This is a genomic window from Nitrincola alkalisediminis (assembly GCF_009821115.1).
GTDB lineage: Bacteria > Pseudomonadota > Gammaproteobacteria > Pseudomonadales > Balneatricaceae > Nitrincola > Nitrincola alkalisediminis.
In genome coordinates, this window is record NZ_VYTY01000005.1 from 238,374 (window position 1) to 263,486 (window position 25,113).

A 25,113-nucleotide genomic window follows, 5' to 3' on the forward strand; every position below is an offset into this window, starting at 1 on the left:
GTTCGTTTCCCTCTCTTAAATGCCCAGTTTGTCTCGTAAAGTATAGTAAGCTGCGCCCATCGCCGTAAAAGGAATACGGAAAGAGCGTCCCCCTGGGAATGGATAGTGTGGCAGGCTGGCAAAGGCATCGAAACGTTCAGCTTGGCCTTGAATCGCCATTGCCAAGGCTTTGCCCGCGACGTGAGTGAAGGTGACGCCATGACCGGAACAGCCTTGGGAGTAATAGATATTATGACCAATACGCCCCATTTGTGGCAGTCTAGACAGAGTGAGTAAGAAATTGCCTGTCCAGGTATACTCAATTTTCACATTGGCCAGTTGTGGAAAGGTTTTTAGCATTTTTGGACGAATAATATTTTCAATGTCTGCAGGGTCTCGTGCGCCATAAATGACCCCGCCGCCATATAGCATGCGTTTATCACCAGACAGACGGAAATAATCCAGTAGATAATTGCAATCTTCGATACAGTGGTCTTTCGGAATTAAGCTCTGTGCCAGAGCTTCATCAAGGGGCTCTGTTGCGATGACTTGTGTTCCACAGGGCATGGACTTAGCCGCTAATTGCGGTAAGAGATTGCCAAGATAGGCATTGCCCGCGATCACCACAAATTTAGCTTTGACAATGCCTTTTGCAGTAAGGACTTCCGCGGTCTCACCTTGATTGAACGAGGTAACAATCGAGTGTTCAAAGATCTTGCCACCTAACTGTTCAAAGGCGGCGGCTTCGCCCAAGGCAAGATTTAAGGGATGAATGTGGCCACCGGTGTGATCAAGCGCACCGCCAACATAACGATCGGTATTGACGACCTCTTTGATTTGTTGAGTATCGAGTAACTCGAGTTGATCGTAGCCAAAGCGTCGCCAGAGTTGTTGTTGGCTTTCTAAGTGTTTGAGTTGCTTAGCCGTAATGGCCGCAAACACTCCACCGTCTTTTAAATCACATTGGATGTCGTAGGCCTTCACTCGCTGGCGGATAATCTGTGCGCCTTCAAATGCCATTTCCGCGAGGTGTTTAAGGTGCGGCGCCGAGGTTTGTTTCTCAATAGAGTCGAGGTCACGGCTATAGCTGTTGACGATTTGACCGCCATTGCGTCCAGAAGCACCAAAACCAACCGTCATGGCTTCCAATACAATGACGTTAAATCCCGCTTCCGCTAGAAAAAGTGCTGTGGATAACCCAGTGTAGCCGCCACCAACGATACAGACGTCTGTTTCGTGTAGGCCTTCAAGCGCTGGGCGTTCTGGAGCAGGGTTTGCAGATGCCGCATAATAGGATTGTGCAGGTACAAACTGAGTCATAGCTTTCTCACTTTGATAAACGTATTCTTAAGTCTATGTCAGAGAAATCAAACAAGAAAGCCGAATTTTTTATCCTTTCTTGCTTTGGTGATCCGAATCAACGATTGAGGATAATTGAGGTACCTATGTCAACTCCTGAAACGCGTGAACAATGGCAAGAAATGGCACTGACACTCACGATTCAAGGCCAGGCATTTATTCAAGGCCGCTATCAGCCTGCGGTGAGTGGTAAGACATTTGACTGTTTTAGTCCTATAGATGGGCGTTTACTCGCTCAAGTCGCTAGCTGCGATCAAGATGATGCGGATTTGGCGGTGAGTGTGGCTCGTCAGGCCTTTGAGTCAGGTGTTTGGAGTCGGATGGCGCCGGCTAAACGCAAGCAAGTGTTGCTTAAATTTGTCGAGCTGGTGCTTGAACATCGCAATGAGCTGGCGCTTTTGGAAACCTTGGATATGGGTAAGCCAATTAACCATGCACTGCGAGGCGATATCCCAGCGACGGCGCGTGCAATTAGCTGGACAGCTGAGGCCATCGACAAGGTGTATGACGAGCTAGCACCCACCGCCCACAATCAAATTGGTATGATTACCCGGGAGCCGATAGGGGTTGTTGCGGCGATCGTGCCCTGGAACTTCCCATTAATTATGGCTGCGTGGAAACTCGCACCCGCCTTGGCAACGGGCAATTCCGTTATATTAAAGCCTTCAGAAAAATCCCCCTTAAGCGCCCTACGTTTGGCCGCTTTGGCCACTGAAGCAGGGATTCCTGAAGGGGTCTTCAATGTTTTGCCAGGTTATGGTCACACTGTGGGTAAGGCGTTGGCGCTGCACATGGATGTGGATTGTTTAGTCTTTACTGGCTCAACAGGTGTTGCAAAGCAATTGATGGTTTATGCCGGTCAATCAAACATGAAACGCGTATGGTTAGAGGCTGGCGGTAAAAGTCCAAATATTGTTTTTGCCGATGCTCCTGATTTAGATAAGGCGGCAGCTGAAGCGGCGTCCGCGATCGCCTATAACCAAGGTGAGGTTTGCACAGCGGGCTCGCGTCTATTGGTTGAGGCCAGTATTAAAGATGAGTTTGTCAGCCGAGTTATCGCTGCGTTAAAGCGCTGGCAGCCAGGTCACCCGCTTGATCCGCAAACCCGTTGTGGTGCCATCGTGGATCAAGATCAGTTACAGCGTATATTGTCCTACATTGACTCTGGGCAGCAAGAGGGGGCGACGCTTGCTCAAGGTGGCAAGCAGGTGCTGCCAGAAACCGGTGGATTTTATGTAGAACCCACGGTGTTTGATAATGTCCACAATGAGATGAAAATCGCTGCTGAAGAAATATTTGGTCCTGTGTTATCTGTCATTAGCTTTAATACCCCGGAAGAAGCGGTACGCATTGCCAATGATACGATTTTTGGGCTTGCGGCTGCCGTATGGACATCCGATATTAATAAAGCGCACAAAACGGCTAAAGCTCTTCGGGCGGGCAGTGTCTGGATCAATCACTATGACGGTGGTGACATGACAGCGCCCTTTGGTGGTTTTAAGCAATCCGGTAATGGCCGGGATAAATCCTTACATGCCTTTGATAAGTACACGGAGTTAAAAGCGACGTGGATTGAGCTGGCGTAAACGCACGAGCAACGATTAGGGGCTCATCTGAGCCCCACCTCATTGGTTTTAAAAGGCATCTTTCAATTTATGCCAGAGCATGCCAGCGGCCAGTAAGGGGGCTCTCAGTCGGCGCCCACCGGGAAACGTCATATGCGGCACCTTCGCAAACCAATCAAAACGCTCGCTTTGTCCTGATATTTTCTCCGCTAAAAGTTTTGCGGCTAGATGTGTCGCATTGACACCGTGGCCCGCGTAGGCTTGTGCATAAAAAATCGACGGGCAGTCGGGCAGTTGGCCGATTTGCGGCAGACGGTTCGCTCCAATACCGATCATCCCTCCCCATTGGTAAGCAATTGTGAGTGGCTCAAGCTGAGGAAATACGCGTTGGATATTGGGCTTGAGGGCTTCAGCAATATTTTTTGGATCCTTACCCGTATAGGTACAGAGTCCACCAAAAATGAGGCGGTGATCGGCACTGATGCGATAGTAGTCCAAGGCTGTGCGCATATCGGCGACAGCTCGGCGCTTGGGCATCAGGGATTCGCATAAGGCGGGATCAAGCGGCTCAGTTGCGATTAAATAACTTCCTGCGGGCAGTATTTTGCCGCCAAGCCAGTGATCAAGCTCTGGGTTGAGGTAGGCGTTCGCACCTAATATGAGTTGATCGCAGATGACAACGCCCTCACGGGTCATAACGCGAGGACGATCACCCTTTTCAATTCGCAGGACTTCGGATTGCTCATATATCTGCACACCCAGCTGATCTGCAATGACGGCTTCACCCAGCAGTAAATTGAGTGGGTGCAGATGTCCGCTGCCTTCATCAAGCAGTGCGCCCGTGTAAAAGGAAGAGTTAACGACTTCGCGTTTGAGTTCGTGAACATCAAGGCGCTTGATAGAATGAGGGTAGCCGAGTTGCGTTAACTCCTCTAGTTCATTATCAAGATCCGCTAAATGTCGATGATGGGTGGCTAGATCGGCATAGCCTAGGTGTAAATCACACTCAATTTGGTACTGGCTAATCCGGTTTTTGACAATTTCCAGAGCCTCGAACCCCATTTTTTTTAGGGCTAAGACGCCCTCTTGTCCAATACAGTTGGTGAACTGGTCAAGAGAATGGCCGATGCCACGAATCAGTTCACCGCCATTACGACCAGACGCTCCCCAACCTAGGCGGTTGGCCTCTAGCAATATGACCTTAAAGCCACGTTCAGCTAACTCGATTGCTGTATTGATCCCCGTATAACCGCCACCCATAACGCAAATTTGGGTGTCGTGGTGACCTTCAAGCTTCGGCCAAGTTTGATGATGTTTGCGAGACGCGGCGTACCATGAGGCGGTGTGTTCTTGAAAGTTGGACATAAAACTTCCCAAGATTATCAGGTTTAAGCCCAAGTGTACCTGAGCTTAAACCCTTTTTGCGGATTAAACTGTGTGTAAATACCAAAGGTATTCGAGATCAGAGATGGTGTGTTCGAACTCGGTGAGTTCATTTTCTTTGCAGGCAACAAAGATTTGCATGAACTTATAGCCAAGATACTCAAGCATAACCGGAGAGTCTTCAAACTCACGCAACGCATCACGTAGATTGTTGACCAAGGAAGGCTCATGTTGTTCATGCGCATTGCCAACGGTCATAGGCGGTGGCTCGATTTTATGGGTAATGCCAAAATGTATCCCAGATAAAACAGCGGCCATCAGCAAGTAGGGATTGGCATCAGCTCCTGCGATTCGGTGCTCGATACGCAATGCCTCTGGATCGCCTCCTGGCAAGCGTAATGCAGCTGTCCGGTTATCCACGCCCCAAGTCGGTGCGCTGGCCACGTAATATTCCGGGCTGAAGCGACGATACGAATTGATATTTGGGCAGAGAACAGCCATGGCATCATTCATGGTTGCCAGTAGGCCACCAATCGCCCAGCGCAACATATCATTGGGTTGTTCAGGGTCACCGGCGAAAATATTTTTTCCATCCTTATCAACCAAGCTGACATGCACATGCATGCCACTGCCGGATTGGTCATGATATGGCTTGGCCATGAAGGTGGTGTCCATTTCATGGTCGTAGGCCATGTTCTTTACTAAGCGCTTCAGCAGTGTTGCGTGATCGCACGCTTTAACGGGATCATCGACGTGATGCAGATTGACTTCGAATTGCCCTGGAGCGGATTCGGCGACAAGTGCATCAGCCGGAATGGATTGTTCATGTGCGGCATCTAAGACATCGGCGAGAAAGTCAGCATACTCATCTAAATCATCAATTGAATAGACTTGCACACTGGCAGGACGCTTACCGGATGTGGGTGATTTCGGGGGCTGTGGTCGGCCTGACAGGTTTTCCTGATCAATTAAGTAGAACTCTAATTCGAAGGCGGTGACAGGCGTCAGCTCTAACTCCTCAAAGCGCTTAACCACGCGTTGCAGAACCACGCGTGGGTCGGCAAAGAAGGGTGTCTGCCTATCCAGCTCATACATGGTCATTAACAGCTGCGCGGTTGGGCGCTTCTGCCAAGGTTCCATGCTGAGCGTGTCTGGAATGGGTAAGCAAATACGGTCAGCCTCCCCTATTTCCAGTCCTAAGCCGGTTTCTTCTACGGTGGTGCCTTGAATGTTGAGTGCGAAAATTGAGGCAGGCAGTGCGACGCCTTTCTCGAATACTTTTTCAATAGCACTGGGATCAACGCGTTTGCCACGAACAATGCCGTTCATATCGGCAATCAGCAAATCGACAAATTGAAGTTCAGGATGCGCCTGCACAAAGGTTTTGGCGTTTTCTAAATCTGAGCCCATAAGGGTAACCTTTTTTGCTGTTGTTTTTTCTCTGGTATGAATGGATGACCTAACAGAGTTCATATGGAGTAAATTCTATAATGAGACATCTGTCAATAAGTCGTTGAAATGCCCGCTTTTAGGGCTTGCGTACTTTTCTTGCCCCTTGTTAAGGCAAGTGTTAAAAAACTTGCGTATAACCTGCCTAAAGGCTTGATAAGCGCTCACAGGAACGTTAAAACGTAAGATAATTAGGTAAGTCATTTATGATGTGTCATATAGCTGAAAAGTCAGGTTGTTTAAAATGAGCACGAGTATCGCGAAACGCCCGTTGATAGGGGTGAATGCCTGTAGCCAATGGTTGCCTGGAAAACATCCCTTTTTTATTGTCGGTGAAAAATATGTGCAATCGGTTGCTCAAGGTGCGGGTGGAATGCCTATGGTCATTCCCGCTCTAGGGGATGACTTACCTATCGAGCAGATCGTCGCGTTATTGGACGGCCTTTTATTAACGGGTTCACCGTCGAATATAGAGCCGCACCATTATCAAGGAGCGCCCAGTGCCGCCGATTCGGAGCATGATCCTAAGCGTGATGCCACAACTTTACCCTTGATCCGTGCAGCCATTGATGCTGGCGTGCCTGTATTGGGGATTTGCCGTGGTTTTCAGGAGATGAATGTCGCGTTGGGCGGCACACTTCATCAAAAAGTGCATGATCTTGAAGAGTATATTGATCATCGTGAAGATAAACAGGCCAGCATTGATCAACAATACAACGCCTTAGCCCACTCGATTGAAATCGTAAAAGGTGGTTTACTGGCCTCGATTTGGCCTGAGTCTAGTCAGGTTCGAGTCAACTCCTTGCACGGTCAAGGTGTTGACCAGTTGGCGCCAGGGCTGAGTATTGAAGCGAAAGCTGAGGATGGTTTAGTTGAAGCATTTTCGGTTGATCATGCAAAAGCCTTTGCGTTAGCGGTACAGTGGCATCCAGAATGGCAATGGCATCCAGAAAAAGATCAAGTGGGTGACTTTCCGTTCTATCGCGCTATATTTAAAGCATTTGGTGATGCCTGCCGAGCTCGCCAAGTATCCCGTACAAACTGAGACATTAACTCAATAACACAGGTTCGTTATGAAAGACCTAGAAAGCTGGCTAAAAGAACACAATATTACTGAAATTGAATGTGTTGTCAGCGATATTAATGGTATTGCTAGAGGTAAAATTGCGCCCGTTTCCAAGTTTATTGCGGAAAAGGGTATGCGTTTGCCCGAAAGTATCCTGTTGCAAACCGTAACAGGCGATTTTGTTGATGATGATGTGTATTACTCGCTTTTGGATCCCGCCGATATCGATATGATCTGTCATCCTGATCCAGACGCCATTTTTTTGATTCCCTGGGCGCAGGAGCCTACGGCACAGGTCATTCATGATTGTTATGACCGTGTTGGTAATCCGATAGACCTTTCACCTCGCAACCTATTAAAGCGCGTACTCCGGTTGTATGAAGAGCAGGGTTGGAAGCCGATCGTGTCGCCCGAAATGGAATTTTATTTAACGAAGCGTTGTGAAGATCCCGATTTACCCTTACAACCGCCAATTGGACGCTCTGGTCGACAGGAAACGGGTCGTCAGTCTTTTTCGATTGATGCTGCCAACGAATTTGATCCTTTATTCGAGGATATGTACGACTGGTGCGAGGCGCAGGGGCTTGAAATTGATACACTGATCCATGAAGAAGGAACCGCGCAAATGGAAATTAATTTCCGTCACGGTGACCCCTTAGCCATTGCTGATCATGTCTTTGTTTTCAAGCGCACGATGCGTGAAGCGGCTTTAAAGCATAACGTTGCTGCTACCTTCATGGCGAAGCCTATTTCAAATGAACCGGGCAGTGCTATGCATTTGCACCAAAGTGTCGTGGACTTAAAGACGGGTAAATCCGTATTCTCCAATGAAGATGGCACCATGAGTCAGTTGTTTTTGCATCATATCGGTGGTTTGCAAAAGTACATACCAGAAGTTCTGCCCCTGTTAGCTCCGAATGTGAACTCTTTTCGTCGATTTTTACCGGACACTTCGGCACCAGTGAATGTTGAGTGGGGTTTAGAAAATCGAACCTGTGGGCTTCGTGTTCCGGATTCGGATGCGCAAAACCGTCGAGTGGAAAATCGCTTGCCGGGCGCGGATGCCAATGCCTATTTAGCGATTGCGGCCAGCTTGCTTTGCGGGTATTTGGGTATGGTTAAGAAAACCAACCCGTCAGCACCTGTGCAAGGAAGAGCTTACGAGCGCAGAAACCTACGCCTTCCTATCACCATAGAGGCTGCATTAGAGCGTATGGAAAACTGTAAAATAGTTGAAGAGTATCTCGGCAGTCATTTTGTGCAGGGCTACATCGCGGTGAAACGCGTTGAGCATGAAAACTTCAAACAAGTCATTAGCTCCTGGGAGCGTGAGTTTTTGTTGTTAAGCGTTTAGTCTGTGAGTAACGACGTTTTTTTGAAAAAGATGTAAAAAGCTATTTTAAAAACACATAAAAGTGATGAAAATGCCCCGCCATTTTCGCCGCCACTTTCGAATTTGAGGTTAAGACATGATTAAACAGTATAAACTCAGTGTGTTAGCAGCATCCGTAGCCGTTGCCATGGGTGCAACCGCCGTTCAGGCTAAAGAAGTTCGTGTGTATAACTGGTCAGATTATATCGCCGAAGACACCATCGAAAAGTTTGAAGCCGCAACGGGCATTAAGGTTATTTATGATGTCTATGATAGCAACGAGGTGTTAGAGAGTAAGTTGTTATCGGGTCGGTCCGGTTACGATTTGGCGATGCCGTCTAACCATTACGTCACTAAGTATATAAAAGCAGAAGCCATTCAGGCGATTGATCATTCGAAACTAACGAATAAAGACAATCTGAATCCAGATTTGATGGCACAGCTAGAGGCGGTTGACCCTGGCAGCACTTACTCAATCCCGTATATGTGGGGCACCAATGGCTTTGGGTACAATGTTGACCGTATCGAAGCGATTTTAGGGGAAGATGCGCCCACTGATTCTTGGGCATTGCTGTTTGATCCAGAAGTGACGGCGAAGTTGGCCGCTGGTGGTTGCGGCATTACCATGTTGGACTCGGGTGATGAGATGATTTCAGCCGCCATGGCGTATTTGGGGCTCGATCCAACCAGCAACGATGCGGCCGACATCAATAAAGGTGCGGACGTGATCAGTGCTGTGCAGCCTCACATCACTTACTTCCACTCGTCTCGTTACATTTCTGATCTTGCCAATGGTGATATCTGTGTGGCGGCGGGTTACTCGGGTGATATTTTGCAGGCCGCAGATCGTGCTGATGAAGCTGATAATGGTGTGGTGATTGAGTACAGCATCCCTAAAGAAGGTGCTGCCTTGTGGTTTGATATGATGGTAATTCCAAAAGGAGCACCAAACTATGACAATGCGCATGCCTTTATTAACTTCATCCTAGAGCCTGAAATCGTTGCCGACATCACCAATTATGTAATGTACGCGAACCCTAACAAAGCCGCGGATGAGTTTGTTGACCCAGAAATTCTTGGGGATGACTCCATCTATCCATCTGATGACGTCATGAAAAAACTGTTTATTGCCAAAGAACGTCCACTAGATACGCAACGTGTGATTACACGTAGCTGGAATCGAGTTAAATCTGGCCGTTAATCAACTGACGTCCGCTGGTTGATACGCACCAGCGGACGTTTTCTGTTTTTCTCTGATTAGGGAGTAGCGTCCAATGCCAGGAGCAGTGGGAGCCTTAAAAAAAGCCATGGCGGAAAATATGGAATCTGAAGTACTGCTGCAGATTCAAGGCATCAGTAAGTATTTTGATGATGTGTTGGCCGTAGACAATGTCAGCATCGACATTAAAAAAGGCGAAATTTTTGCACTGTTGGGTGGATCTGGATCGGGTAAGTCAACCTTGTTGAGGATGTTGGCGGGTTTTGAAAAACCGAGTGACGGAAAATTGATACTGGATGGTCGCGATATTACACATCTACCTCCCTATGAGCGCCCGATTAATATGATGTTTCAGTCCTATGCCTTGTTTCCACATATGACGGTGGAGCAAAACATAGCGTTTGGTTTGAAACAAGACAAAATGCCCAAAAGCGAGATTCAGCAACGTGTCAATGAAATGCTGAAGCTTGTAAAAATGGAAAAATATGCACGGCGAAAACCTGCTCAGCTATCGGGTGGTCAACGTCAGCGAGTTGCCTTGGCGAGATCCTTGGCAAAGCGCCCCAAGCTCTTGCTGTTAGACGAGCCGATGGGGGCTCTGGATAAAAAACTGCGTACTGAAATGCAGTTAGAGGTTGTGGATATTCTTGAGAAGGTCGGCGTGACCTGTGTTCTTGTTACCCATGATCAAGAAGAAGCTATGACCATGGCCAATCGTATTGCCATTATGTCTGAGGGTTGGATTGCGCAGGTGGGCTCGCCTGTGGATATTTACGAGAGCCCAAACAGTCGTATGATTGCGGAGTTTATTGGCAGTGTGAATATTTTTGAAGGATCGATACTTGAGGATGAATCTGACAGTTTGTCACTTTCGTGCGCAGACTTTCCGGCCCCCGTGTTTATTGATCGCGGTGTGACGACTCCTGCTGAAACCATGCAAGCACTGGTGGCCTTGCGCCCTGAGAAAACACTTGTGAGCGCAGATGCACCGGAGGATACCTCACAGAACTGTGCGCAAGGTATTGTTCATGATATCGCTTACCTAGGTGGAATATCGGTGTATTACGTGAAACTGCCTTCAGGTAAGCTCGTGCAAGCCAGTATGGCGAATACCGAAAGACGCGGTGAGCGCCCAACTTGGGATGATCAGGTCTATGTGTATTGGGAAGCTGATAGTCCAATGGTGCTATGGCAGTGATGATTCTGCGGAGGATGTATGCCTGAAGTATTAAGTAAGCTGCGGTCTAAGCTTCCCAGTGGAAGAACGGTGGTCTTTGGTATCCCATTTATTTGGCTATTACTTTTTTTCTTATTGCCTTTTGCACTGGTGCTTAAGATTAGTTTTTCGTCTGCGCTTATTGCAGTACCGCCCTATCAACCTGTTTTTAGTTATATCAATGAAACCTTAAATATTGTTTTAAATTTTGGGAACTACCTGTTTTTAGCATCCGATAGCTTATATGTTGCGGCGTATTGGGGCTCAGTGAAAATTGCGTTTATATCAACCCTGGTGTGTCTATTGATTGGCTATCCGATGGCCTATGCCATTGCCAGAGCACCGCTCCAGTTGCAGCTAGTATTGCTGTTGCTGATTATGCTGCCGTCTTGGACCTCTTTTCTCATTCGTGTGTATGCTTGGATGGGTATTTTGGGTAATCAGGGTTTATTGAACAACTTCTTGCTTTGGCTCGGGGTCATTAAAGAACCCTTGCGGATGATGAATACCAATTTCGCGGTTGTCCTCGGTATTGTCTATGCCTACCTGCCCTTCATGATTCTGCCTTTGTATGCAAATTTGGTAAAGCTGGATACCAGTTTGCTTGAGGCGGCTTCAGATTTAGGCTCGCGAACATTGAACACCTTCTGGAAAATTACCTTACCCCTGTCGAAGGGCGGCATTATTGCAGGCTCTATGTTGGTGTTTATCCCTGCCGTAGGAGAGTTTGTGATCCCTGAGCTGTTGGGCGGTCCAGATACACTTATGATTGGTAAAGTCCTGTGGGAGGAGTTTTTCAATAACCGTGACTGGCCGGTGGCATCGGCTTTAGCGATTGTGATGTTACTTCTATTGATCATCCCCATTACGCTGTTCCACCGCTATCAGTCAAAGGAGTTGGAAAAGAATGGCTAAGCTCCTAAAAATTCGGTTTTCGACGCTCATGCTGATTCTTGGCTTGTTATTTTTATACGTGCCGATGATCATTTTGGTGATTTATTCATTTAACTCATCACGGCTGGTAACGGTTTGGGCTGGATTTTCGACTCACTGGTATGCTGAGCTGTTTCGCGACCAACAACTCCTTTCAGCAGTGTGGATGAGTTTGCGTATCGCATTTTATTCAGCATCTATGGCCGTATGCTTAGGGACGCTTGCCGCCTTTGTGATGACGCGCTTCAGTCGCTTTCGTGGGCGTACAATGCTGTCGAGTATGATAACGGCACCTTTGGTTATGCCTGAAGTGATCACAGGGCTATCGCTCCTGTTGCTCTTTGTGCATATGGCGCAGGTGGTTGGATGGCCTGCAGATCGAGGTATGGCGACGATTTGGATTGCACATACGACCTTCTGCAGTGCCTATGTTGCCGTTGTCGTGTCATCCCGCTTACGGGAGTTGGATTTGTCGATTGAAGAGGCAGCCATGGATTTGGGCGCAACCCCCTTCAAAACCTTTTTCCTGATCACCTTACCGATGATTGCCCCTGCCCTGATCTCTGGTTGGCTGTTAGCGTTCACTTTGTCACTGGATGATTTGGTGATTGCGAGCTTTGTGTCAGGGCCAGGTGCGACCACACTGCCCATGGTGGTGTTTTCATCGGTTCGCTTAGGTGTATCGCCCAAGATCAATGCCTTGGCAACCTTGATTATTTTAGCCGTTTCAATCGTGGCGTTCTTGGCGTGGTTCTGGATGCGTCGGGCGGAAGAAAAACGCCGCCAGCCTGTTCAGGAATAATTGGTTTTGATTCGCGCTGTTAAGGTAACGCATGACAGCGCGAATCTAACTCTAGCGATTACATGTCACGCTAGTCTTTGCCAGACGATGCTTCACTAGGCGGGACGTAGCCTTCTGCTTTCTCGTAATCATCTCCGGTTAAGAACTTATCCATCTGTTCCTGCAGGTACTTACGGTTTTGCGCATCCATCATGTTTAAGTGCTTTTCATTAATCAACATGGTTTGATGCGCGGTCCACTCTTGCCATGCCTGCTTGGATACACTGTCAAAAATGCGCTGACCTACGGGACCTGGAAAAGGTGCGCGATCCAGTCCTTCCATTTCCTTTTGATACTTACAACAAAAAATCTGGCGACTCATAGTGCTCTCCAACTCGAATGATGGGCGTATAGTACAGAAGCAAACAGCGAGTATACAGGTTTTAAATACTCGCCAGTTTAACCTGCTCTCTAGGTTCAAGCATGATTCAGGTTAAAGTACTCTCTAGGCAAAAGTGCTGGACTCGCTATCTAAGGCTAGCCAGTAGCTTTTTCACGGGAGCGGCCAAACCAAGTGACTGTTGAGGCTGATCTAAGTTGTACCAAAGGCCCTTAGCTTCTTCAATTCGAAAGTATTCCGGTGTCTTGACAAGCGCTGGCGTAATTTCCAAATCATAATGACTAAAACTATGTTTAATGACGGGTAAACATTTAAGTAGCGTATTGGGTAACTCCTCTGACTCAGGCAAACTCCAGAGTCCACCCCAAATACCTTTGGTGGGACGTTGCTCCAACCATACTTCGCCCGGTTCATTCATGTGTATAAGCATAATGGTGGTTTTAAGCGGTTTATGCTTTTTGGGTCGGGCTTTAGGCAGTTCATGTGTACGACCTAAGGCATAGGCTTGGCAATCGGATTGGATGGGACACAGAAGGCAGGCTGGTTTTGACCGTCGGCATAGGGTTGCACCCAGATCCATCATTGCTTGGGTGTAGTCACCAACACGATGTTCAGGCGTGTTATGGTCGGCATATTTCCAAAGCGCGGCCTGAACGTTTGGGGTGCCTGGCCATTCATCAATCGCATAGAAGCGTGCTAGCACACGTTTGACATTCCCGTCTAAAATTGGGGCACGTACACCCATGGATATTGAAAGAATCGCACCCGCTGTCGAGCGTCCAATGCCGGGCAGTGCTTCCATTTCATCCAGCGTGCTAGGAAAAACGCCGTCGCGCTCTTGACTCAGGATCTGCGCTGTTTTGTGCATATTTCGGGCTCGAGCGTAATAGCCCAACCCTGTCCACAGATGCAAAACCTGATCCAGAGGTGCCTTGGCCAATGCATGTACATCCGGAAAAGTGTCGGTAAAGCGAAGAAAGTAAGGAATGACTGTGCTCACTTGCGTTTGCTGCAACATGATTTCAGACACCCAGGTATAATAGGGTGACTTGTTCGTTTGCCAGGGCAAATCATGGCGGCCGTGTTCATCAAACCAGTTGAGCACGGCTTGGCTAAAGGCTTCAGACGATAACATTTAACGGATTAATCCTCGTATTAAATTACGTGTTCCTTCATCCCCACCCAAGCGTTCAATCAGCTTCTCTTCGACTTGGCCTCCCAGCTTTTCTTCAACTTTACGTTGCAACTCCTGTCGCAAGAGTTGCGTGAAAACGCGCGTGTCGGGCTTGCACATATCGGCTGGTGGGGTATCGAAACGACCTGAGCACAGAATAGGCAACTCAAGGCCCTCTAAACGATTGTTAACTGAGCAGGTTTGCTTAAACAAGTTTTCCGTTACCTTGAAGCCCAATCGATAGTCCAGCGCTTGCTGAGGTAAGTTAACAGTGCCCGACCCTGCGAGTTGCATCGCATCCATAGACGCGCGTAGGTCATTATTCGAAACAACGCCTTGGTTTAGATCAAATGTTCCGCCCATGTTCGCAAATGGCGTTGATCGATCCACCTGAACGGGATTTATACCAAGGGCAAGGGCTGATTGAATACCTTGGCACAGGGTTTGCGCCATATCGATGCCTTGAATGACACCATCCACTAAGCGAACATCCGCTTTGCCCGATAAGGTGTTCAGCCATTGTTGTGTCGTATGACCGCGTGCTGTGAGGTTTGCAGAAGCACTTAAGGCTCCGGTTAACGTGTTGGTATCGGCCAGTGTTAAGAGCACTGTTTCTAAGTTAAGCTCCGAAACGCTATTTTTGAGTGCGATGGTTGCAGGCGTTTGGTTAACATTAAGGCTCACCTGATTGCGAATACGCCCACCAAAAACATCAACATCGAGCTGTTTAACCTCAATATTGCCGTTTTGCGCTTGCATATTGAAACGCAGGTTGTGCAGTAAATATTGATCGTATTTCAGCTCCGTTACCCCAATATTGGCACTCAGATTCAGCGCGCGTAGATCATCTGGGTTAAAAATCACAGCGGGTTCGTGAATTTCGGTGCTTGCCGTGCTCGGCTGAGAGCTCTGATCGGTTGGTGCCGGCAAGTAATCATTCAGATTTAGCCTCGGCGTTGATAGCTCCAGGTGAGGCTGTGCCGTTGCTGTTTCAAAGGAGGCCAAGCCAGTCCATGTATGAGTATCGATACCAATATTCAGGGGCGATAGATGCCAGTGCGCCGGTGTACCTTTTAATTGAGCATCAAATTGCACAGTGCGTAACGCTTGAGGATTGGTCGTTTGAGGGGTATCAATACCGATGGTATTTAGAAAGTGTTTTAGGTCAAAAGGGTCAGACGCGATTTTTCCAACGACGTCAAACTCGCTGAAATTGTTAATATCCAGCTCGGCACGGAGGGATAGGTTTTCGATATTTGCGATTAGATTCGTAAGCTGTAATTGCTCCACCTCACGATTCAGCTTGAACTCTCCTGTTAGGTCTAGACGAAGAGGGGTGGATCGGTTCGGTTGGTCGTGCGCCTCAAGAAACATGGAAAATGGAAGGATTGTAATCTCATTGAAGGTGGGTGAAAGGCGAACCTGCCCACTCAATTGGCTTTGACCTTTAAAAAGACGTTGGCGCTCTTTAAAGTATTGAATGCTCGTTTCGAAATCGATGTTGGTCGGAGTGTTATGTGCAATCACACCGGTTTTGAGTTGAATATGTGAAAGCTCAATTAGGGTGTTGTCGAGAGCATTTTCGTAGCGTATATCCGCATTCTTCAGTGTAAAAGTTTGAATTGAAAACGGGTTCAGTTCACTCTCTGATGGATTCGATACGTGTGCGTCCACCGTTTGAGGTGTGTCGGCATCAGGGCTGGCGGCATCCCAGTTGGAGATACCATCTGTGTCCGTGTATAAGGATATGCGCAGGCCATCTAGTAAAATAGCATCCACTTCAATCCGTTTAGATAATAATGCGATTAAGTCGAGGGAGGCCTGTGCGTTATCGATAGAGGCCAGAGTTGGTTTATTGGGATACTTAATGGTCAGAGCGTTCAGTTTTATGCCTAACCAAGGGTATAAGGACCATTCAATGTCCTGCTCGATCCTGAGCTCAATCCCGGCTTTATCAAACACCCATTGTTGGATGTCTGATTTAAAATCGTTTGGATTAAATACGGATGTCACGTAAAAAAGCGCAAGTGCCATCAGTGTGATGAGGAGCGCTAATACACCAAGCACAATTTTAGAAATACGTCTCATTGAAATTCCCTGACCGTTTGTTAAGGTTTCGTGACCTTCTGTAGGCGATTACTCAACGACTATCGACCAGATGATCTGCCGTTGTTACTCAGATGCCTGTATAATAGCAGGAAATGTTAAATAGTTTGCGGAGAAACTCATGGCGCAGCGTACAGCCAGTGTCACACGTAATACACTGGAAACCCAGATTACGGTCAGTATCAACCTGGACGGTACCGGTAAATTCGAGTCGGATACAGGCGTTCCCTTTCTCGATCATATGATGGATCAAATCGCGCGTCATGGATTGATCGACCTCAATATACATGCGGTTGGCGATTTACATATTGACGATCACCATACCGTCGAAGATATCGGCATTACACTGGGGCAAGCATTCAAGCAGGCCGTCGGTGATAAAACTGGCATTCGTCGTTATGGTCATGCGTATGTTCCTCTTGATGAAGCCTTATCACGTGTCGTCATCGACTTTTCTGGACGCCCTGGATTGGACATGAACGTTGAATTCACACGCGGACGTATTGGTAGCTTGGATGTCGATCTGTTCAGTGAGTTTTTCCATGGGTTTGTCAATCATGCTCAAGTCACACTGCATATTGATAACCTCAAAGGTAAAAATAGCCACCATCAGGCAGAAACGATCTTTAAAGCCTTTGGTCGTGCACTGCGCATGGCACTGGAAGAAGATCCAAGGGCGATTGGTATGATGCCATCAACCAAAGGGTGTCTGTAAAGATGAGCAGTATCGCGGTCATAGATTATGGCATGGGCAATTTGCACTCGGTTGCCAAAGCCCTAGAGCATGTACAGCCGGGTGTTGAAGTCCGAGTAACCGCTGATCCTCAGCAAGTCAGAGACGCCGACCGAGTACTGCTTCCTGGTGTCGGTGCGATTCGTGACTGCATGGCTGAAATTCGTCGCTTAGGTGTTGATGTCGAAGTGGCGGAAGCAATCAAATCGGGCAAACCCTTTTTAGGGATTTGTGTTGGTTTCCAAGCATTGATGGACTTTTCTGAAGAAAATGGCGGAGTGGACTGCTTGGGTGAGTTTCCAGGACGTGTGAATTTCTTTGGTGATACTCTGTTAGATCAAGATAACACACCGCTCAAAGTGCCTCATATGGGCTGGAACCAAGTTACTCAAACAATTGACCATCCACTGTGGCAGGGAATTGATGATCGTAGCCGCTTTTACTTTGTGCACAGTTATTATGTGAAGTTGGCACAAGCTGAGCGTGTGGCGGCAACCTGCGAATACGGTGTTCCGTTTGATGTCGCGCTGGCGCATAAAAATGTCTTTGCGGTGCAGTTCCATCCCGAAAAAAGTCAACATGCGGGTTTGCAGTTACTGAAGAACTTTTTAAATTGGCAAGGGCAACCCTAAAGCCTCTAGGCTCTTTGACCCTTACTCTTAGCTTTTATTGGATAACGACATGTTAATAATACCTGCGATTGATCTAAAAGACGGAAAATGTGTGCGCTTGCGTCAAGGGCGTATGGATGACTCGACAGTGTTTTCGGATAACCCGGTAGAAATGGCTGCAAAGTGGGTTGAAGCCGGATGTCGCCGTCTTCATTTGGTTGATCTGAATGGCGCATTTGCAGGGGAGCCTATCAATGGCGAGATCGTGAATGAAATCGCTCGAGCTTTTCCTGATTTACCGATTCAGATTGGCGGGGGGATTCGCAATGCGGAGATTATCGAGTCCTACCTGAAGGCAGGTGTCAGCTATGTCATTATTGGAACCAAGGCAGTGAAGGAGCCGAGCTTTGTCACAGACATGTGTAAAGCCTTCCCTGGCCACATCATTGTTGGACTCGATGCTCAAGACGGCTTTGTCGCAACCGATGGTTGGGCCGAAATATCGTCGGTTAAGGCCACGGATTTAGCTAAACAGTTTAAAGATGACGGTGTATCGTCCATTGTGTATACCGATATCAGTCGTGATGGCATGATGCAAGGCGTGAACGTCGAGGCAACGGTTGCTCTGGCGCAGTATGCTGGCATTCCTGTGATTGCATCAGGTGGTGTCACAGATATTGAAGACATACGTCGTTTAGCGGCCGTAGCAGATCAAGGGATTCTGGGTGCGATTACGGGACGCGCCATCTACGAAGGTACGTTGGATGTGGCGCAGGCACAAGCGCTTAGTGATCAACTCTGTGGTGCTTAAGGAGCAGATATGGGTCTGGCAAAGCGAATCATCCCGTGTTTAGATGTTGAAAATGGGCGTGTTGTTAAGGGCGTTAAGTTTCTAGACATCCGTGATGCGGGCGATCCAGTGGAAATCGCGAGGCGTTACGAACAGCAAGGCGCTGATGAAATCACCTTTCTTGATATCACCGCGAGCCACGAGGGACGTGAAACAACCGTGCACACCGTTGAGCGTATGGCATCGGAAGTGTTTATCCCCTTAACGGTTGGTGGCGGCATTCGGACCTGTGAAGATATCCGTCGTATGCTCAATGCGGGTGCCGATAAAGTATCGATTAATACGGCCGCCGTTTTCAACCCTGAGTTTGTTGCCGAGGCCGCATCACGGTTTGGTTCACAGTGTATAGTGGTCGCGATTGATGCCAAAAAAGTCTCGTTGCCGGGCGAAGAGGATCGTTGGGAGATTTTCACCCATGGTGGACGCAAGCCAACAGGGTTAGATGCGGTAGCTTGGGCGCAAAACATGGTCAACTTGGGTGCGGGTGAAATATTACTCACCTCCATGGATCAAGACGGCATGAAGTCTGGGTTTGATCTAGGCGTCACGCGTGCGATCAGTGAGGCTGTTCATGTGCCGGTGATTGCCTCGGGTGGGGTCGGCAACTTAGACCATTTAGTCGATGGTGTCTTGATTGGGAAAGCGGATGCTGTATTGGCGGCCTCTATCTTTCACTTTAATGAATACACAATTCCTGAAGCGAAGCGGTACATGCAAGCGCGTGGCATTGAAATGCGTTTATGATACTCTTGGATTGAGACAATAGAGCGCATAGAGGTGCGGCATACATGAGAAGAATAAAAAGAAAAATCCTATTCATGTGGATGTTGTTATTTATATCTGTGTCACTTGTTGCAGCCCCCCTAAGAGTGGCGATTGAAGGAAACTACCCACCGTTCAGTTACGTGGATGACTCAGGCCAAGTGGTTGGCTTCGACATAGACATCACGCATGCGCTGTGTGCGGCCATGGGGGTTGAGTGTGAAATGGTGTTGGTCGAGTGGTCTGAAATACTCACAGGCTTGGTTGCAGGTGATTATGAATTAATCATAGCCAGTATGGGCAAGACACCCGAACGCGAGAAGTCCGCTGATTTTTCAGACTACTATTATAGAGCCCATTCGGTTTTTGTCGGTGATCCAAAACTGCATTCGAAGAAGCATTATGATGACTTAAAGCATCTGCGAATTGCCACAGGGAAAGACACTCTGCAATCGCAGTACTTAGTCGCTAACTACCCTCATGAAAATATTCACCTTTTGAATAGTCATGACGAGGCCATTGATGCCCTAATCAAGGGAGAGGTTGATCTCGTATTGTCGAACAGTATTAGTCAGCTTCACTTCTTACAGTCGGCCGATGGTGAGAATTTTGACTTTATTTCAGAACCCCTAGTCAATGAGCTACTCGTGGATTATGCGCATATAGCTGTACGCAAAAATCATCCAGAACTGCTTTTAGCAGTTAATGAGGGGCTGAAAAAAATTCGATTCACTGGTCAATACGATCAAATAAATCGCAAGTACATACCCTTCAGTATTTACTGATATGCCTCTTAAGCGGCCAGCTATTCGACCCAAATTATCTGTAACCGTTTTGGTTGCTTCGTTGGTGTTTGTCGTAATATTCTTGGTGAGTGTCGGTTTTTCCTTGGGATTGTTACGAGGTATCACGGCTAAGACTCAAGAAACCAGCCAAGAGCTTTTACCTGAGCTAGTGCATACTCATAATAATTTACTAAAAATTGAACAAATCCGCTCTTACATCGATTTAATTTATTGGGTACAAAATGGAAACCTAGAACGTAACTATCGTTTAGAGTCTCAAGTATTGATTCATAGTTTTTTATTTGAGAACGATCCATTTTTGGCGTCAGAAGCCAGTAACATCCTCCATGATATTCGTGAAATCGCGAGTATTCGTCAATTACAACGCACGTTGCAGAATGAAGCGATACAAGTCTTAAGCGCATATCATGAGCCAACGGTTATTAAGGTTCGTGGGCTACTATCAGCTCTGCCTCAGCGAGAGATTCGTGAAGGTCAAATGCCCAGTGCCTTTGACGAGTTAACATCTCTTTCATCCTTCGAAGAGATTGAACAACGTATTTTATTTATTTCGGATCTAAATCGACAGTTGGACTGGATGTTGATTGATACAAAAGCCAGATTGGAACGTGTGTCTACCTATTTAAACTCAGATGCCGCGTTGAAAGCGCAAACCTTGGCGACAGATATTGGCAAAGACATAGAGCGTATTACGCAATATTCGATTGTTTTCATGAGTATTGTTGTTCTTTTATTCTTATTTTTATTTTTTATTTTCAAGAATACGTTGCTTAGACCGATACAGTCCTTGGTTGCTGGCTTGAAAGCAATTGAGCAGCAAGGCAATCAAACCATTATATTAAAGCCGCTTTTTTTTAAAGAGTTGGATACGATTCGAGAATCGATTGAGGATTACTCGGGCTTGGTCTTCCGTATGCAAAAGACCAACCAAGAGTTGGAAAATTTATCGCGTATAGATGGGCTGACAGGTTTGGCGAATCGTCGGTATTTAGATGAAGCCTTGCAAGAGGAAATGAATAGAGCTATGCGACACCAGCACGCAATTGCGTTGTTGATGATCGATATTGATCATTTCAAACGTTTAAATGATCAATATGGACATCAAGTTGGTGATCATTGTTTGAAAGTCATTGCTCAGGTGATAAAGGGCTATAGCCAGCGCACAGGTGAGTTAGCTGCGAGGTTCGGTGGTGAGGAGTTTACCTTGATCTTACCGGAGATTACTCACTCTGATGTGTGGAGAATTGCTGAGGCGATACGAGAAGAATGCAGCCAAAGGGTTATTTACTTGGAAAATGATGCGAGTGTTTCAATTCAAATGACGGTCAGCATCGGTTTTGTGTATCAAATTGTTGATGCTAACGATGCTGCCGACATTTTGTTGAAGACAGCGGATCAAGCACTGTATCAAGCCAAAGCGGCTGGACGCAATTGTGTTTGCGAAGGCTAGAGGCTCAGGCGAGCACCCTAACCTTCGTCTTAATTAGGCCTTATGGTACAGCTGTGAGCCTGTTTCTTTGAATTCCTCTGACTTTTCTTGCATACCCTGTTTGACCGAGTCTTGCATCATGGCGACTTGCTGATCGTCTAAGGCTCGAATCTCTTGCGAGATTTTCATAGAGCAAAACTTGGGTCCACACATCGAACAAAAATGAGCCACTTTCGCAGATTCCTTGGGTAAGGTTTCATCATGGAAGGCTCGGGCTGTGTCGGGATCCAATCCGATATTAAATTGATCTTCCCAGCGGAACTCAAAGCGCGCCTTTGACATGGCGTTGTCTCTGATTTGGGCACCGGGATGACCTTTCGCTAAGTCCGCTGCATGAGCGGCAATCTTATAGGTAATAATACCGGTTTTGACGTCGTCTTTATTCGGAAGGCCTAAGTGCTCCTTCGGTGTGACGTAGCAGAGCATTGCACAGCCGTACCAACCAATCATAGCGGCCCCTATGCCTGAGGTAATATGATCATATCCAGGAGCAATATCGGTTGTTAAAGGCCCTAGTGTATAAAAAGGGGCTTCGTGGCAGCTTTCCAACTGTTTATCCATATTTTCTTTAATCATGTGCATAGGAACATGACCTGGGCCTTCGATCATGACCTGAACATCGTGCTTCCACGCAATTTTGGTGAGTTCTCCTAAGGTTTCCAATTCTGCAAATTGTGCCGCATCATTGGCATCATACACAGAGCCAGGGCGAAGGCCATCACCTAAGGAAAAGGCAACATCATAGGCTTTACAGATTTCACATATTTCTTCGAAATGCGTGTATAAGAAGTTTTCTTCGTGATGAGCAAGACACCATTTTGCCATGATGGAGCCGCCTCTAGACACGATACCTGTCATGCGCTTAGCGGTGAGAGGAACGTACCGTAATAATACACCTGCATGAATGGTAAAGTAGTCGACACCTTGTTCTGCTTGTTCAATCAGCGTGTCTTTAAATACGTCCCAGTTTAAATCTTCCGCAATACCGTTTACTTTTTCCAGAGCTTGATAAATCGGGACTGTGCCGATTGGAACAGGTGAGTTACGAATGATCCACTCACGCGTCTCGTGTATGTTTTTACCTGTGGATAAGTCCATAATTGTATCGGCCCCCCAACGTGTTCCCCACGTCATTTTCTCAACTTCCTCTTCAATAGAAGAGCTAAGGGCGGAGTTGCCTATATTGCCATTGATCTTCACCAAAAAGTTGCGACCAATGATCATGGGTTCTAACTCAGGGTGGTTGATGTTACAGGGGATAATAGCCCGCCCTGCTGCTACTTCTTGCCGTACAAATTCGGGTGTAATGTTTTCTGGGAGTTTAGCGCCAAAACTATGGCCAGGGTGTTGTAACGATAACAAGGGCTCTTCGGCATGTGCTTTAGCAACCCGCATATTTTCACGTATGGCAATGAACTCCATTTCAGGAGTGATGATACCTTTGCGAGCATAGTGCAACTGGGTAACATTCTTGCCAGCTTTGGCGCGCCTAGGTTTTCTTTTTAGTTCGAATCTGAGCTCGTCCAAACGCAAGTCGGCTTCACGTGTGCGGCCATATTCAGAGCTGAGTTGAGAAAGCTGCTCTGTATCCTCTCGTTCTTGAATCCAAGCATCGCGCAGTGGCGCTAACCCCTTGCGCACATCGATGGTGACTTCAGGATCGGTATAAGGTCCAGAGGTGTCATAGACGTACAAGGGCGGATTTTTTTCGACCCCCTGCTCTGTTGGTGTATCCGCTAACGTAATTTCACGCATGGGCACCAAAATATCGGGACGCTCTCCTTTGATATAGACCTTACGTGAGTTCGGAAAGGGTTGAACAGACTGCGTATCAACTTGCGCTGTTTGATTAAGGCGAGCATTTGGGTTAAGCATAGAAAAAGTCCTTATCCTTGTTAGTATATGCGTGAATGGCTGGGTTGGAGCAACTCGTTACAACCAGAGATTATGAAAATGATGAACGGGCCCAAAACCTCGTCCAACATTTAATCGGTTAGCCTGCTCGATTGCCTGGGTTAACCAGTTTTTAGCACTCTCTACGGCCTGCTCAAGAGGGAAGCCCTTTGCAAGGTTGGCTGTGATGGCGGATGCCATTGAACAGCCCGTTCCGTGAGTGTTTTGCGTTTTAATGCGAGTAGACTCAAAGCGATGTATACCGGATGGTGTGCCTAGAAGGTCGAAACAGCGATCAGAAGATGCGAGGTGACCACCTTTCAGTAACACGGCTTGAGAGCCTAAGCCCATTAACTGATCCAGTGTCGTATACATATCATCAAGTGATTGAGCTTCACTTTTTTGGCAGAGGACAGCGGCCTCGGGTAGATTGGGAGTGATTAACGTTGTTTGGGGTATGAGTTGATGCATGAGTGCTTGAGTTGCGTCTGATGCCAGTAGCATTTTCCCAGTCTTCGAGACCATGACAGGATCAAGAACGATCGGAATCTGTGTGGTGTTCGACAAGCACTGTGCGATAGCCGTTATGGTGGCTTCATCACCCATCATGCCTATTTTAATGGCAGCGATGGATAAGTCTTCAAGCACACACCGAATTTGATCTTCAATGATGTCGATGGGCACTGAATGGATAGAGCGCACCTCACAGGTGTTCTGTGCAGTAATGGCTGTAATGACGGATGAACCATAGACCCCTAAAGCTGAAAAGGTTTTAAGGTCTGCTTGGATGCCTGCTCCCCCGCCACTGTCTGATCCCGCAATGGTGAGTGCAATGGGAAATGTTTGAATTGTCAATCTAGCGCTCCTGTAGGATAAAAGCCTGACAGGGGTGCCGTGAATACAATAGGTGCTGTAATAAGCATGTCTCGATATTCCTACGCCGGTATAAGCCGGATCAGGTTCAACGGGTGTAATCTCAGCCCACAAAGGGCACCCCGACCAAGATGATCATTTTTAGTCTACGCTTATTCTCAGTCTGAATGCAAGCGCTAAACGTGTGTTGCAAATGGAGCAAAAATATAAAAATACGCTAGGCTATTAATAGGATTGCGATGATTAGCGAGGTCCCCTATGAATCCGTTAGAAACGATTGATCTTTTATGTCCCTATTGCAGTGAGTCGATTAGTTTTACTGTGGATTGCTCCGAAAACGAGCAAGAATACACAGAAGATTGTCCTGTTTGCTGTAGCCCTGTTTTAATCAATGTCTCGATCGGCAATAATCTGACCTTTAGAGCAGAGCGCGAGAATGGTTAGCGGTGATGAAATATAAAATTGTTCCAGTTACTCCCTTTCAGCAAAACTGTACGGTTATGTGGTGTGAAAAAACGCTTAAAGCAGTTGTGGTAGACCCTGGTGGAGATGTGCATAAAATTGTGTCTCTACTCGAGACTGAGAAGCTGATTCTTGAAAAAATACTTTTAACTCATGCACATATTGACCATGCGGGTGGTACGGCTGAATTGGCCATCCTAAAAAATGTACCCATTGAAGGGCCTCACAAAGACGATCAGTTTTGGATTGAAGGATTGGATCAGCAGTCTGCCATGTTTGGTTTTCCCAAAGTAAGCAATTTCGTGCCTAATCGATGGTTAAATGATGGAGATCAGATACGTTTTGGCGAAGTTGTACTGGAAGTGTTGCACTGCCCGGGGCACACACCAGGCCACGTAATTTTTTACAATGCGGACGAGAAATTGGCGCAAGTGGGTGATGTTATTTTTCAAGGTTCGATTGGACGAACAGACTTCCCGCGAGGAAACCATCAAGATCTAATTCGCTCCATTAAGGAAAAACTGTTCGTGCTTGGAGATGATATCAGGTTTATTCCAGGCCATGGCCCCATGTCAACGCTGGGTGCAGAAAGGAAACATAATCCCTTTGTGGCCGATCATCGAGGTTAAGGA

Annotated in this window: 23 protein-coding genes and 1 riboswitch; of the genes, 15 read left to right on the top strand and 8 right to left on the bottom strand. The window is 47.2% G+C overall.

Going from position 1 to position 25,113, the window contains the following annotated elements; translation table 11 throughout:
* Positions 1 to 15 precede the first annotated feature (15 nt).
* Positions 16 to 1,299 carry an NAD(P)/FAD-dependent oxidoreductase gene (locus F5971_RS10135; RefSeq protein ID WP_193494898.1) on the bottom strand — a complete coding sequence of 428 codons (1,284 nt, stop codon included), beginning with the start codon at positions 1,297 to 1,299 and terminating at the stop codon, positions 16 to 18.
* Positions 1,300 to 1,424: 125 nt separating this feature from the next.
* Between F5971_RS10135 and F5971_RS10140 the strand changes: the two genes are divergently transcribed.
* Complete coding sequence (locus F5971_RS10140) at positions 1,425 to 2,924, top strand: aldehyde dehydrogenase (RefSeq protein WP_193494899.1); 1,500 nt, start codon at positions 1,425 to 1,427, stop codon at positions 2,922 to 2,924.
* Between the two features lie 48 nt (positions 2,925 to 2,972).
* Here F5971_RS10140 and F5971_RS10145 read toward each other — a convergent pair whose 3' ends face one another.
* A complete protein-coding gene (locus tag F5971_RS10145) occupies positions 2,973 to 4,268 on the bottom strand; it encodes an NAD(P)/FAD-dependent oxidoreductase (protein ID WP_193494900.1) in 1,296 nt (431 codons plus the stop codon).
* A gap of 63 nt (positions 4,269 to 4,331) precedes the next feature.
* A complete protein-coding gene (locus F5971_RS10150) occupies positions 4,332 to 5,696 on the bottom strand; it encodes a glutamine synthetase family protein (protein ID WP_193494901.1) in 1,365 nt (454 codons plus the stop codon).
* Between the two features lie 283 nt (positions 5,697 to 5,979).
* Here F5971_RS10150 and F5971_RS10155 point away from each other — a divergent pair, with 283 nt between their 5' ends.
* The 6 genes from F5971_RS10155 (at position 5,980) to F5971_RS10180 (ending at position 12,343) form a co-directional block, all read left to right on the top strand.
* A complete protein-coding gene (locus F5971_RS10155; RefSeq protein WP_036514371.1) occupies positions 5,980 to 6,780 on the top strand; it encodes a gamma-glutamyl-gamma-aminobutyrate hydrolase family protein in 801 nt (266 codons plus the stop codon).
* Positions 6,781 to 6,808: 28 nt separating this feature from the next.
* Entirely contained in the window at positions 6,809 to 8,155 is a 1,347-nt protein-coding gene (locus F5971_RS10160) for a glutamine synthetase family protein (protein ID WP_193494902.1), read from the top strand.
* A 115-nt stretch (positions 8,156 to 8,270) separates the two neighbouring features.
* Positions 8,271 to 9,374, top strand: coding sequence for a polyamine ABC transporter substrate-binding protein (locus tag F5971_RS10165; RefSeq protein ID WP_193494903.1), 1,104 nt, complete (start codon positions 8,271 to 8,273; stop codon positions 9,372 to 9,374).
* A gap of 73 nt (positions 9,375 to 9,447) precedes the next feature.
* Positions 9,448 to 10,590 (top strand): polyamine ABC transporter ATP-binding protein, encoded by a 1,143-nt coding sequence (potA, locus tag F5971_RS10170; protein ID WP_223116309.1) that lies wholly within the window; start codon positions 9,448 to 9,450, stop codon positions 10,588 to 10,590.
* Between the two features lie 18 nt (positions 10,591 to 10,608).
* Positions 10,609 to 11,523 (top strand): ABC transporter permease subunit, encoded by a 915-nt coding sequence (locus tag F5971_RS10175; protein WP_193494904.1) that lies wholly within the window; start codon positions 10,609 to 10,611, stop codon positions 11,521 to 11,523.
* Entirely contained in the window at positions 11,516 to 12,343 is an 828-nt protein-coding gene (locus F5971_RS10180) for an ABC transporter permease subunit (RefSeq protein ID WP_036514379.1), read from the top strand. Before F5971_RS10175 ends, F5971_RS10180 begins: the two co-directional genes overlap by 8 nt.
* A gap of 70 nt (positions 12,344 to 12,413) precedes the next feature.
* On the opposite strand, the gene F5971_RS10185 is transcribed toward F5971_RS10180, so the two are convergent.
* The 3 genes from F5971_RS10185 to F5971_RS10195 all read right to left on the bottom strand — a co-directional run bounded on the left by F5971_RS10185 (position 12,414) and on the right by F5971_RS10195 (position 15,984).
* Positions 12,414 to 12,704, bottom strand: a complete 291-nt coding sequence (locus F5971_RS10185; protein WP_193494905.1) for an oxidative damage protection protein — start codon at positions 12,702 to 12,704, stop codon at positions 12,414 to 12,416.
* 145 nt (positions 12,705 to 12,849) lie between these two features.
* Complete coding sequence (mutY, locus tag F5971_RS10190; protein ID WP_193494906.1) at positions 12,850 to 13,857, bottom strand: A/G-specific adenine glycosylase; 1,008 nt, start codon at positions 13,855 to 13,857, stop codon at positions 12,850 to 12,852.
* Positions 13,858 to 15,984, bottom strand: coding sequence for an AsmA family protein (locus F5971_RS10195; protein WP_193494907.1), 2,127 nt, complete (start codon positions 15,982 to 15,984; stop codon positions 13,858 to 13,860).
* 139 nt (positions 15,985 to 16,123) lie between these two features.
* On the opposite strand from F5971_RS10195, the gene hisB reads away from it, so the two are divergent.
* The 6 genes from hisB to F5971_RS10225 all read left to right on the top strand — a co-directional run bounded on the left by hisB (position 16,124) and on the right by F5971_RS10225 (position 21,214).
* Positions 16,124 to 16,717: an imidazoleglycerol-phosphate dehydratase HisB gene (hisB, locus tag F5971_RS10200; protein ID WP_036514390.1), complete on the top strand. Its 594-nt coding sequence runs from the start codon at positions 16,124 to 16,126 to the stop codon at positions 16,715 to 16,717.
* A gap of 2 nt (positions 16,718 to 16,719) precedes the next feature.
* The gene (gene hisH / locus F5971_RS10205; protein ID WP_193494908.1) at positions 16,720 to 17,367 is read left to right on the top strand and encodes an imidazole glycerol phosphate synthase subunit HisH; all 648 of its coding nucleotides are present in this window, start codon (positions 16,720 to 16,722) and stop codon (positions 17,365 to 17,367) included.
* A gap of 49 nt (positions 17,368 to 17,416) precedes the next feature.
* Complete coding sequence (gene hisA / locus F5971_RS10210; protein ID WP_036514392.1) at positions 17,417 to 18,157, top strand: 1-(5-phosphoribosyl)-5-[(5-phosphoribosylamino)methylideneamino]imidazole-4-carboxamide isomerase; 741 nt, start codon at positions 17,417 to 17,419, stop codon at positions 18,155 to 18,157.
* Between the two features lie 9 nt (positions 18,158 to 18,166).
* Complete coding sequence (gene hisF / locus F5971_RS10215) at positions 18,167 to 18,940, top strand: imidazole glycerol phosphate synthase subunit HisF (protein ID WP_036514393.1); 774 nt, start codon at positions 18,167 to 18,169, stop codon at positions 18,938 to 18,940.
* Positions 18,941 to 18,984: 44 nt separating this feature from the next.
* Positions 18,985 to 19,743, top strand: a complete 759-nt coding sequence (locus F5971_RS10220) for a substrate-binding periplasmic protein (protein WP_081763944.1) — start codon at positions 18,985 to 18,987, stop codon at positions 19,741 to 19,743.
* A 64-nt stretch (positions 19,744 to 19,807) separates the two neighbouring features.
* Entirely contained in the window at positions 19,808 to 21,214 is a 1,407-nt protein-coding gene (locus tag F5971_RS10225; RefSeq protein ID WP_193494909.1) for a GGDEF domain-containing protein, read from the top strand.
* 33 nt (positions 21,215 to 21,247) lie between these two features.
* On the opposite strand, the gene thiC is transcribed toward F5971_RS10225, so the two are convergent.
* Together thiC and thiD are read right to left on the bottom strand one after the other, a co-directional pair.
* Positions 21,248 to 23,128 carry a phosphomethylpyrimidine synthase ThiC gene (gene thiC / locus F5971_RS10230; protein ID WP_193494910.1) on the bottom strand — a complete coding sequence of 627 codons (1,881 nt, stop codon included), beginning with the start codon at positions 23,126 to 23,128 and terminating at the stop codon, positions 21,248 to 21,250.
* A gap of 57 nt (positions 23,129 to 23,185) precedes the next feature.
* Positions 23,186 to 24,001, bottom strand: a complete 816-nt coding sequence (gene thiD, locus F5971_RS10235) for a bifunctional hydroxymethylpyrimidine kinase/phosphomethylpyrimidine kinase (RefSeq protein ID WP_193494911.1) — start codon at positions 23,999 to 24,001, stop codon at positions 23,186 to 23,188.
* Positions 24,002 to 24,060: 59 nt separating this feature from the next.
* Positions 24,061 to 24,154, bottom strand: a riboswitch (TPP riboswitch).
* A 123-nt stretch (positions 24,155 to 24,277) separates the two neighbouring features.
* Here thiD and F5971_RS10240 point away from each other — a divergent pair.
* Together F5971_RS10240 and F5971_RS10245 are read left to right on the top strand one after the other, a co-directional pair.
* Positions 24,278 to 24,463, top strand: coding sequence for a CPXCG motif-containing cysteine-rich protein (locus tag F5971_RS10240; protein ID WP_036514403.1), 186 nt, complete (start codon positions 24,278 to 24,280; stop codon positions 24,461 to 24,463).
* Positions 24,464 to 24,468: 5 nt separating this feature from the next.
* Positions 24,469 to 25,110, top strand: coding sequence for an MBL fold metallo-hydrolase (locus F5971_RS10245; protein ID WP_193494912.1), 642 nt, complete (start codon positions 24,469 to 24,471; stop codon positions 25,108 to 25,110).
* Positions 25,111 to 25,113: the final 3 nt, after the last annotated feature.

Bases quoted from the DNA above. Each gene is read 5' to 3' on its own strand.
- F5971_RS10135 (WP_193494898.1), bottom strand. From the start codon at position 1,299: ATGACTCAGTTTGTACCTGCACAATCCTATTATGCGGCATCTGCAAAC.
- F5971_RS10140 (WP_193494899.1), top strand. From the start codon at position 1,425: ATGTCAACTCCTGAAACGCGTGAACAATGGCAAGAAATGGCACTGACA.
- F5971_RS10145 (WP_193494900.1), bottom strand. From the start codon at position 4,268: ATGTCCAACTTTCAAGAACACACCGCCTCATGGTACGCCGCGTCTCGC.
- F5971_RS10150 (WP_193494901.1), bottom strand. From the start codon at position 5,696: ATGGGCTCAGATTTAGAAAACGCCAAAACCTTTGTGCAGGCGCATCCT.
- F5971_RS10155 (WP_036514371.1), top strand. From the start codon at position 5,980: ATGAGCACGAGTATCGCGAAACGCCCGTTGATAGGGGTGAATGCCTGT.
- F5971_RS10160 (WP_193494902.1), top strand. From the start codon at position 6,809: ATGAAAGACCTAGAAAGCTGGCTAAAAGAACACAATATTACTGAAATT.
- F5971_RS10165 (WP_193494903.1), top strand. From the start codon at position 8,271: ATGATTAAACAGTATAAACTCAGTGTGTTAGCAGCATCCGTAGCCGTT.
- potA (WP_223116309.1), top strand. From the start codon at position 9,448: ATGCCAGGAGCAGTGGGAGCCTTAAAAAAAGCCATGGCGGAAAATATG.
- F5971_RS10175 (WP_193494904.1), top strand. From the start codon at position 10,609: ATGCCTGAAGTATTAAGTAAGCTGCGGTCTAAGCTTCCCAGTGGAAGA.
- F5971_RS10180 (WP_036514379.1), top strand. From the start codon at position 11,516: ATGGCTAAGCTCCTAAAAATTCGGTTTTCGACGCTCATGCTGATTCTT.
- F5971_RS10185 (WP_193494905.1), bottom strand. From the start codon at position 12,704: ATGAGTCGCCAGATTTTTTGTTGTAAGTATCAAAAGGAAATGGAAGGA.
- mutY (WP_193494906.1), bottom strand. From the start codon at position 13,857: ATGTTATCGTCTGAAGCCTTTAGCCAAGCCGTGCTCAACTGGTTTGAT.
- F5971_RS10195 (WP_193494907.1), bottom strand. From the start codon at position 15,984: ATGAGACGTATTTCTAAAATTGTGCTTGGTGTATTAGCGCTCCTCATC.
- hisB (WP_036514390.1), top strand. From the start codon at position 16,124: ATGGCGCAGCGTACAGCCAGTGTCACACGTAATACACTGGAAACCCAG.
- hisH (WP_193494908.1), top strand. From the start codon at position 16,720: ATGAGCAGTATCGCGGTCATAGATTATGGCATGGGCAATTTGCACTCG.
- hisA (WP_036514392.1), top strand. From the start codon at position 17,417: ATGTTAATAATACCTGCGATTGATCTAAAAGACGGAAAATGTGTGCGC.
- hisF (WP_036514393.1), top strand. From the start codon at position 18,167: ATGGGTCTGGCAAAGCGAATCATCCCGTGTTTAGATGTTGAAAATGGG.
- F5971_RS10220 (WP_081763944.1), top strand. From the start codon at position 18,985: ATGAGAAGAATAAAAAGAAAAATCCTATTCATGTGGATGTTGTTATTT.
- thiC (WP_193494910.1), bottom strand. From the start codon at position 23,128: ATGCTTAACCCAAATGCTCGCCTTAATCAAACAGCGCAAGTTGATACG.
- F5971_RS10240 (WP_036514403.1), top strand. From the start codon at position 24,278: ATGAATCCGTTAGAAACGATTGATCTTTTATGTCCCTATTGCAGTGAG.
- F5971_RS10245 (WP_193494912.1), top strand. From the start codon at position 24,469: ATGAAATATAAAATTGTTCCAGTTACTCCCTTTCAGCAAAACTGTACG.